This is a genomic window from Photorhabdus bodei, assembly GCF_003287735.1.
In the GTDB taxonomy this organism is placed as follows: Bacteria; Pseudomonadota; Gammaproteobacteria; order Enterobacterales; family Enterobacteriaceae; genus Photorhabdus; species Photorhabdus kayaii.
Genome location: NZ_NSCM01000067.1, coordinates 1 through 10,680, shown reverse-complemented (window position 1 = coordinate 10,680; position 10,680 = coordinate 1). Strand labels below are relative to the sequence as shown.

General features: G+C 51.5%; 1 protein-coding gene and 2 CRISPR repeat arrays. The gene reads left to right on the top strand.

The features are described 5' to 3' along the window. Positions 1 to 8,823: non-ribosomal peptide synthetase (locus CKY02_RS21540; protein WP_112896842.1), on the top strand; the 8,823-nt coding region annotated here is incomplete at its 5' end. 774 nt (positions 8,824 to 9,597) lie between these two features. Beyond that, a CRISPR array of direct repeats spans positions 9,598 to 10,225; the repeat unit is 28 nt; unit sequence GTGCACTGCCGCACAGGCAGCTTAGAAA. 87 nt (positions 10,226 to 10,312) lie between these two features. Next, positions 10,313 to 10,582: direct repeats of the CRISPR family, unit length 28 nt; unit sequence GTGCACTGCCGCACAGGCAGCTTAGAAA. Positions 10,583 to 10,680 lie beyond the last annotated feature (98 nt).

Below are 10,680 nucleotides of genomic sequence, written 5' to 3'. Positions count from 1 at the left end.
CAGCGAGTGGCGATTTGCGTGTCACGTTCACCGGCGATGGTAGTGGGATTGCTGGCGGTGATGAAAGCGGGCGGGGCGTATGTGCCGCTAGACCCGACTTATCCTAGCGGGCGGCTGGCGCATATTTTGACCGATGCTGCCCCTGCCGTGGTGCTGGCGGATAAGGCTGGCTGGTCTGCATTGGGCGAGGAAACGCTGACCGGACTCGTGGTGCTGGACCCGAATACCTTGCCTGAACAGCCGGACAGTAACCCACAGGTACCTGCGCTGACTTCGCGGCATCTGGCCTATGTGATTTATACCTCCGGTTCCACGGGAGTGCCCAAAGGGGTGATGATTGAGCACCGCAATACGGTTAACTTCCTGCACTGGGCGCAGCAGGCTTTTGAAACGGAAGCGATCCGCGAGGTGCTTTTCTCAACGTCGATGAATTTCGACCTGTCCATTTTTGAATGTTTTATGCCGTTGTCCCGTGGCGCGGCGATTTATCTGGTGGAAGATGCGCTGTCATTGATGCAGCATGCCCTGCCGGTAACCTTGATCAACTCAGTTCCGTCAGCGATGAAACCGTTATTGCAGGCTCAGGCGCTGATGGCGTCGGTTCATACTGTCAATCTGGCGGGGGAACCGCTGAAAGGTGCCTTAATTGAGCAGATTTTCGAAGACACGCAAATAGAGCGGTTATGCAATCTCTATGGGCCTTCTGAAACAACAACCTATTCTGCCTGGTTGCCGATACAGCGAGGTGACAGGATCATTGAAAGTATCGGCCGTCCGATAGCCAACACCGGCCTTTACTTACTGGACGAATATGGTCAACCGGTGCCGTTGGGGGGGGTGGGGGAAATGTATATCGGGGGAGCGGGCGTGGCGCGTGGCTACCTCAATCGCCCTGACTTGACGGCGGAACGTTTCCTTATCGATCCGTTTAGTGATAAGCCGGATGCCCGTATGTACCGCACCGGAGATTTAGCCCGTTATTTGCCGGACGGTAATCTGGAATTCTTGGGCCGTAACGACCAGCAGGTTAAAATTCGTGGTTTCCGCATTGAACCGGGGGAAATTGAGGCCCGGTTGTTGGAACATCCGGCGGTGAGTGAATCGGTGGTATTGGCACAAGGTGACGGGCAGGAGAAACGGCTGGTGGCCTATGTGGTGGCGGAAGCTCACGAGGGGCTGATTAACAGTTTACGCGAACATCTGAGCATTCAGTTGCCTGATTACATGGTACCGTCGGCCTTTGTACGGCTGGATGCATTGCCATTAACGCCGAACGGTAAGCTGGATCGTCAAGCGCTACCGGCACCGGATAGTGAAGCCATTGCCCGTCAGGTTTATGAAGCGCCTCGGGGAGAAATGGAAATCGCGCTGGCGGCGATTTGGCGTGAAGTCTTAGGTGTTGAACAGATCAGCCGGTATGACAATTTCTTTACTCTGGGGGGCCATTCATTGCTGGCGGTGCGGGTAATGAACCGGGTAGCCGCTTTAGGCGTCGAACTGCCGCTGACTACCCTGTTTAAGTCCCCTTCATTGAGGGCATTTGCTGAGGCCATGCAGATTCGGTCGGGTCAACCAGATAATATTTTGCCGATATCCCGCGAGGGGGCGTTACCGTTGTCATTTGCGCAACAGCGCTTGTGGTTCCTGGCGCAGCTTGAGGGCGTCAGTGAAACTTATCATATCCCGATGGTCCTGCGTTTATCTGGACAACTGGATATCGTGGCTTGGCAAAAGGCGCTGAATACCTTATTTGCCCGTCATGAAGCGTTACGCTCTGTCTTTATCTCTATTGATGGTCAGCCGCAAGTGCGGTTGTTGGAACCGGATAACGGCTTATTGTTATCTCAATATGACCTGCGTAGGATTCCGGACTCTGATAGAGTCCTTGAGCGTTTGAGTGTGGAAGAGGCTCATGCGTCATTTGATCTTGAAAGTGGCCCGCTTATCCGCGCGGCTCTCATCCGGATCACCGATGACGAATATCAGTTTTTGCTGACTTTGCACCACATTATTTCCGATGGCTGGTCTGCCAATGTGCTGATACAGGAACTGAACACGCTCTATATGGCGTTTATGGCCGGACAACCCGATCCATTGCCGCCGTTGGTGATTCAATACCCGGATTATGCTGCCTGGCAGCGTCAGTGGCTGTCGGCTGAGCGTATTCAGGCTCAATCTGACTATTGGCGTGCAATGTTGGCTGACGCGCCGGTTCTGTTGGATTTGCCTACTGATCGGCCTCGTCCGCTGGAGCAGTCGTTTGCCGGACATGCCGTGCCGGTTGATCTGGATGTGGAATTAACAACGGCCCTGAAACATCTGAGTGAGCAGCAGGGCGTCACCTTATTCATGACGCTGTTGTCAGCTTGGGCGGTGGTTTTGTCGCGTCTGTCGGGTCAGGAAGATATGGTGATCGGCACACCGAGCGCGGGTCGCAATCGTCAGGAAGTAGAACCGTTGATTGGCTTCTTTGTCAATACGCTGGCGTTGCGCATGGATGTATCGGATGAGCTGACCGTAACCGAGTTGCTGGAGCGAATCCGGCAAACCGCATTGGCGGCACAAGAGCATCAGGATTTACCGTTTGAACAGGTGGTGGAAATCGTGCAACCGCCGCGCCGACTGGCGCATACCCCATTGTTCCAGGTGATGTTTGTCTGGCAGAACAATGAGAACACGGAATGGGGATTACCGGGGCTGGCGGTATCACCGGTCGATCAAGCCGTTGACGTTGTCAAGTTTGATCTTGAACTGGGCTTGTCAGAAGAGGAGGGCAGGATCGTGGGGGCGTTGAGTTATGCCACGGCCCTGTTTGATTCAGAGACAATGGAGCGGCAGGTGGAATATCTGCACACAGTGCTGCAAGCGATGGTGGCTAACCCCCAACAGCCGGTCAGGGAAATTGATCTCCTTTCTCCGGCGGAGCGCAAGTTATTGCTGGAAACCTGGAACGCCACGGCAACCGCCTATCCTGAGAGGTTATGTATTCATCAATTGTTTGAACAACAAGTGGAAAAAACCCCTGACGCGGCAGCGTTAGTGTATGACGAACAGACCCTCGATTATGCCGAATTAAATGCCCGCGCTAACCGGTTGGCTCGTCAGCTCATTGAACAAGGGGTGTATTCCGGTGATTATGTTGCGCTCTTGCTAGCACGCTCAATGGAACTGGTGGTAGCCCAATTAGCGATTCTCAAAGCCGGTGCCGTTTATGTGCCGATAGATCCTAGTGTGCCGGATGAGCGGAAAAACTGGCTGATCAGTGATTGTTCAGCCAAGTTGTTGCTTACCGATACGCAGGCGGATATTCCGGCTAACTTGACTGTGCCGCTGCTTCGTCTCTCGGATGAGGCAGATACGGTTCACGAGGAAGATCGCCGCAACCTTGATTTACCGCGTTCCAGCACCGAGTTAGCGTATATCATGTACACTTCCGGTTCTACCGGCACACCTAAAGGGGTTTTGGTGCCGCATCGTGCGGTGGTTCGGTTGGTTATTAATAATGGTTATGCAGAAATTGGATCGGAGGATCGGGTCGCCTTTGCTGCTAATCCGGCGTTCGATGCCAGTACGTTTGAAGTCTGGGCACCATTGCTCAATGGTGGCGCGTTAGTGGTTATCGATCACGCCACTTTGTTGACGCCGCAGGCGTTTGTACAGACTCTACGGGGTCAGCGAATGACCGTTCTGTGGTTGAGTGTCGGATTGTTTAACCAGTTAGTAACGGAGTTGCTTCCGATTCTTCCACAGATAAAGCTCCTGATTGTCGGCGGAGATGCCCTTGATCCCCATGTTATCGGTCAGGTACTGAACACCAATCCGCCACAACGGCTATTAAATGGCTATGGGCCAAGTGAAGGCACCACTTTTACGACCACATACCGTATCACTGCATTAACATCGGGGGCCGCCCGCGTTCCTATCGGGCGGCCGGTAGCCAACACGCGGGTTTATCTGTTGGATAAGTATGGTCAGCCGGTGCCGTTGGGGGTGACCGGAGAGATTTATGTGGGTGGCGATGGGGTAGCCTGTGGTTATCTTAATCGGCCTAAATTAACCGCCGAACGTTTCCTTGTTGATCCGTTCAGTGATCAACCGGATGCCCGCATGTACCGCACCGGGGATTTGGCGCGTTATCTGCCGGATGGCAATCTGGAATTCCTGGGCCGTAATGATCAGCAGGTTAAAATCCGTGGTTTCCGTATTGAACCGGAGGAAATTGAGATCCGGTTGGCCGAGTACCCAACGGTGCGTGAAGCGGCGGTGTTGGCACGCGGCGAAGGGCAGGAGAAACGGCTGGTGGCCTATGTGGCGGCACCTGCGGATAAGGGGCTGGTGAACAACTTGCGTGCTCATCTGAATGCTATTTTGCCTGACTATATGGTGCCGTCAGCTTTTGTACGGCTGGACGCTTTTCCATTGACGGCTAACGGTAAGTTGGATCATCAAGCGTTGCCGGTACCGGACAATGACGCCTTTGTCCACCAAGTTTACGCTGCGCCTCAGGGAGAAACAGAAATCGCGCTGGCGGCAATTTGGCGTGAATTACTGGGTATTGAGAAGATAAGTCGATATGACAGCTTTTTTGCCCTAGGGGGGCATTCGTTGCTCGCGATACGGATGGTTGAACGCCTGCGTCACTTGGGATTGTCGCTGACGGCGCGTGATCTGTTCCAGTCGCCGATGCTGTCAGACTTGGCGCAAACGTTAGGGCAGCATCAAGCTGTGATCGTACCGCCTAACGTCATTACGCCGACAACGACAGTGTTGACGCCGGCGATGTTGCCGCTGATTGATTTGACTCAAGCCGACATTGACCGCATCGTCAGGCAAGTGCCGGGCGGGGTGAGCAATATTCAGGATATCTATGCCCTATCGCCGTTGCAGGACGGTATTTTGTTCCACCACTTACTGGCAAACGAAGGCGATCCCTATTTGTTAGCCGGCCAGATGGTCTTCGCTGATCGGACTCTGCTAGACCGTTATCTGGCGGCGGTCCAACAGGTGGTTGATCGTCACGATATTCTGCGTACCGCCTTTATCTGGCAAGAGTTGTCTGTGCCGGCTCAGGTGGTCTGGCGTCAGGCGCCTTTATCGGTGACTGAATTGGATTTAGACCCGGCGGATGGACCGATTTGTGAACAACTGGCTCAACGTTTTAATCCTCGTCGTTATCGTCTTGACCTGAACCAAGCACCGCTGATGCGGTTTGTGGTGGCGCGGGAGATTGATGGTCGTTGGATTGTACTGCAATTGTTGCATCATCTGATTGGCGACCATACCACGTTGGACGTGATGAACGGCGAGGTTCAGGCGTATCTTGCCGAACGGGAAGACAGCCTGACTTCCCCGGTCTCTTTCCGTAATTTAGTGGCTGAAGCCCGGTTGGGGATGAGTGAGGAGGAACATACCCGTTTCTTTACCGAGATGTTGGCGGAGGTGGATGAACCCACGTTGCCATTCGGATTGACGGAGGTGCATCGTGATGGTTCACAGGTAACGGAATCTCACTGGATGCTGGCGCCTGAATTGAATGACCGTCTACGTGGTCAAGCCCGGCGTTTGGGGGTCAGTCTGGCGGCGTTGTGTCATTTGGCTTGGGCACAGGTGTTGTCGCATACCAGCGATCAAGAGCAAGTGGTGTTCGGCACCGTGCTGTTTGGGCGCATGGCGGCGGGAGAAGGGGCTGACAACGGAATGGGGCTGTTTATCAATACCTTGCCGCTGAGGCTGGACATCGATGATACGCCGGTGCAGGGGAGTGTGCTGGCCGCCCATACCCGGCTGGCCGGATTACTGGAACACGAACATGCTTCACTGGCGTTGGCTCAGCGTTGCAGTGGCGTGCAAGGTGAGATCCCTCTCTTTAGTAGCTTGCTGAATTATCGGCATAATGCATTTTCAGCAACGTTGGATGAACTTGTAAACGGTATTGAATTTCTTGATGCGCAGGAGCGAACCAATTATCCGTTAGTGCTATCGGTGGAGGATTTTGGTGAATCCTTGGGATTGACCGTTCAAGTTGCCCGGCCGTTTGAGCCGGAACGGGTATGCGGCTATATGCAACAGGCATTGGAGAGTTTGGCGGCAGCGCTGGAACAGGCTCCGGAAACGCCGGTACGGACATTGAGCATTCTGCCGGAAACGGAACGCACACTGTTGCTGAAAACTTGGAATGCGACGGAAACCGCCTATTCTGAGACATTGTGTATTCATCAATTGTTTGAACAGCAAGTGGAGCAAACCCCTGACGCGATAGCGTTAGTGCATGAAGATCAGACTCTCAGTTATGCTGAATTAAATACCCGCGCTAACCGGTTGGCCCATCAGCTTATCGCATTGGGTGTCGTGCCTGATCAGCGAGTGGCGATTTGTGTGTCACGTTCACCGGCAATGGTCGTGGGGGTATTGGCAATACTGAAAGCCGGCGGGGCCTATGTGCCGTTGGACCCGGTCTATACCGGGGAGCGTCTGGCGCATATTCTGACTGATGCCGCTCCGGCTATTGTGCTGGCGGATGATACCGGACGGAGTGCGCTGGGCGAGAAAATGTTGACTGTGCTCGACCCTAATATCTTGCCTGATCAGCCGGACAGTAACCCTCGGGTACCGGCATTGACCGCACAGCATCTGGCCTATGTCATTTACACCTCGGGTTCGACCGGGACGCCGAAGGGAGTGATGGTCGAGCATCGTAATATCCTGCGTTTATTTGATGCGACTGAGTCTTGGTATCACTTTAACCGGCAAGATGTTTGGTGCCTGTTCCATTCCATCGCCTTTGACTTCTCGGTATGGGAATTATGGGGAGCGTTACGCTACGGCGCTAAACTGGTTCTGGTGCCGCACGCGATTGCCCGCTCCCCTCAAGAGCTGCATCAATTCGTGTGTCAGCACGGAATCACGGTGTTGAATCAGACGCCGAGCGCTTTCAAAGCCTTTATTGCCAGTTATGTCGCTAATCCATTACCGGACTGCTTGCGTTATATCATCTTTGGGGGGGAAGCCCTCGATCCGAGCATATTACGACCGTGGTATCGCCTGCGTGAAGAGACGTCACCGCAGTTGGTGAATATGTACGGTATCACCGAGACGACGGTTCATGTGACTTATCGGGAACTGAATCCGCATGATGTGGAACGAATAACCAGCCCTATTGGTGCACGCATTCCGGATTTAACCCTCTATCTGTTGGATAAATATGGTCAGCCAGTGCCGTTGGGAGTAACAGGCGAGTTGTATGTCGGGGGAGCCGGTGTAGCACGGGGTTATCTGAATCGCCCAGAGCTGACGGCGGAACGTTTCTTGGTTGATCCATTTAGTGATCGACCGGATGCCCGCATGTACCGCACCGGGGATTTAGCTCGCTACCTGCCGGATGGCAACCTGGAATTCCTGGGCCGCAACGACCAGCAGGTTAAAATCCGAGGATTCCGCGTTGAACCGGGGGAAATTGAGGCTCGATTGGTGGAACACCCGGCGGTGAGTGAATCTGTAGTATTGGCATTGGGGCAAGGGCAAGACCAACGACTGGTTGCCTATGTCGTGGTGCCGGCGGATGAGGGGCTGGCCAATAACCTGCGTACCCACTTGAGTGTAACTTTACCTGACTATATGTTGCCATCCGCTTTTGTGCGTCTGGATGCTTTCCCGCTAACGCCGAACGGTAAATTGGATCGCCGAGCACTGCCGGTCCCGGACAGTGAAGCCTTCGCCCGTCAGATTTATGAAGCGCCACAAGGAGAAGCGGAAATTGCATTGGCGGCTATCTGGTGTGAATTGCTGGGGGTTGAGCAAATCAGCCGGCATGACAACTTCTTCACGTTGGGGGGCCATTCACTGCTTGCCATGCGAATGATAAATCTTGCCGCCGGTCGGGGTTTAGTTTGCACATTGAATGCTGTGTTCCAATTCCCGGTGCTGGCTGAACTGGCTGCGAAAATCACTTCAGACTTGTTGTCTCAGCCGCAAAACAGCGCCATATCGGTACGACTTGATGGGACAGGGCTGCCGCTGTTCTTTGTTCCCAGCGGCATGGGGGATTACTCCTATGTCTTCGGGCTGGCTCGACATATCCCGTCGGATCACCCGATTTACGCGTTGCCTTGGCCGTCTATCAATGAAGAACCGATGACAACGATGGAACAGCAAGCGGCGAGAATGATCACCTTGATAAAAGCTGTTCAACCGGAAGGCCCTTATCGGCTATGTGGTTACTCTTCTGGTGGAGTCTTGGCTTATGCGATTGCCCAGCAGCTTTTGCATGCCGGTGAAATGGTCAATTTCCTGGGGTTGATTGATACACCTGCGCCTCACTATTTAGGGGAACAGATCATACAACCTAAATATCGGTTCTTTATTGAACTGGCCCGGCTGTCAGGGGAGGAGCATGCGGAAGAGATTGCTGCGTTGTATCAGCGAATCGATGAGTTGAATTTTGTGCAGTTTATTGCCGCGGCACAAAAATTGGCGTTATATCCTGCAAATCTGAGTGCCGATGTGATCGCAAAACGTTGGGGGCAGATCGCGCGTTACGCGCAAATAGTTGTGGATTATGAACCGCCGGCATTAGCAATAACGCTACATCAGTTCCATGCGGTAGAACCTTCCCCCGCTATTTCTTTTATGACGGATGAACAGCCAGAATCCGCGAGCATAGAACCATCGTTGGGTTGGGCGCAAATAATGCCTGATGCTTCGCTTGAGTTGATTGCGATACCGGGTAACCATTTTAGTTTATTGGAGGATGATGAGAATAAAACCGCTTTAGCTCAGGCTGTTAATAGGATGCTGGCAATCAGTTGTGATGAGGAGACATCGTAATACAGATATAGTCAGGAGTTTTGAATAATTTAACTTTGATATGATAATCCGGTGTGTTTCTTATACCGGATTATCTTTCTTGTTTATCCTTTTTCCCAAGGTGCATAAGCATTAACAAAGACGATTTTCATTTTATACCCGTCATTTTTCAAGTTGCCTCTTTGTTGGCTGTACTCGCTCACCCCGGTCACATCGTTATCTATGCTCCCGGGGATTCACTCCCTTGCCGTCGCGATGCATCTTGAAATCCATAGGGTATATATCAATGATTGATATAATAGAGGTATATTCTGGAAGTGAGTCATTATAGGCTTATTAGTTAATAAAACAGGTGAATGAAAATAAAATAATTCATGAGTAGAGGAATTTGATTGAATTGGAGACTTGGTAAATTGGATAACACTGAACTTTTCAATATTTAAATGCATGGTGAAATTAATGCAACTGTTGGTGTGTTGAATGATGTCATTATTGAAAAGGGCAGTGAGATAAAAGGTGATAATTTTTGTTGGTGACAGAGATCAGTGAATGGTTCCATCATCATTGAACATTTTACAGGCAACAATTCTCACTTACTGAATAGATCTTAGGCTTAGGACAGGCGACTTAAGTATGTGATGGTATTTTTGCTGCTACCTTATTTTTACCCTTTTTTTGAATGGAGTTGTAATTGATTGATTTTATAGATAAATTAATTATACCTTATAAAAAGGGTTTTTCACTTTTTAATAGCTATGCTATTTAAAAATCAGCATGTTAAAGTTAATATGTAACGTGCACTGCCGCACAGGCAGCTTAGAAAAATCCGAGAGCCATCTGACCAATATCATTGATGTGCACTGCCGCACAGGCAGCTTAGAAATCAATCCACAATATCGAATGATACCGATTAATGTGCACTGCCGCACAGGCAGCTTAGAAAAGATGTTAATAACAGGGGAAGCCTTCTTGTAGGTGCACTGCCGCACAGGCAGCTTAGAAATTTAGGAACGTTAGCAGATAAAGCAACACGGAGTGCACTGCCGCACAGGCAGCTTAGAAAAGGAGCTTCCTTGCTCCCGGATGAGCCATAACGTGCACTGCCGCACAGGCAGCTTAGAAATGATGAAATTGCTCGCGTCGCGCGATGGGAACGTGCACTGCCGCACAGGCAGCTTAGAAATGGTTTTGATGAACTGTGAGCATTTGTATATAGTGCACTGCCGCACAGGCAGCTTAGAAATATGAGACATTAGCCAGGGACGACCATCAGGAGTGCACTGCCGCACAGGCAGCTTAGAAAACTTACCTTAGGGATCGGAGAATAAGACACTTGTGCACTGCCGCACAGGCAGCTTAGAAATCTATTATCTTGTGCGTATTTTTGTGCTTCTGGTGCACTGCCGCACAGGCAGCTTAGAAAGTGGAAACAATTATGTGGTGGTGAAGAGTGGAGTGCACTGCCGCACTGCCGCACTGCCGCACTGCCGCACTGCCGCACTGCCGCACTGCCGCACTGCCGCACAGGCAGCTTAGAAAAGATAGCTAGTGCGTTCCTTGCACTTTATTCGCGTGCACTGCCGCACAGGCAGCTTAGAAATTAAATGGCTACCATCCATGCTATGCACAAAGGTGCACTGCCGCACAGGCAGCTTAGAAAGTATTGCTGTAAGTGAAACCTTAAACTTCTTGGTGCACTGCCGCACAGGCAGCTTAGAAATTGATCAAGAACAAGCAGATAGAAATGTCTACGTGCACTGCCGCACAGGCAGTTTAAAAATAGAAAGTTTTCTTTATTCTCTAAACTATCGAGTATGCTGCCATACAGATAGCTTAGAGCATAATTATTCCTGTTTTGGGAAGGCACTATGCTGTGAA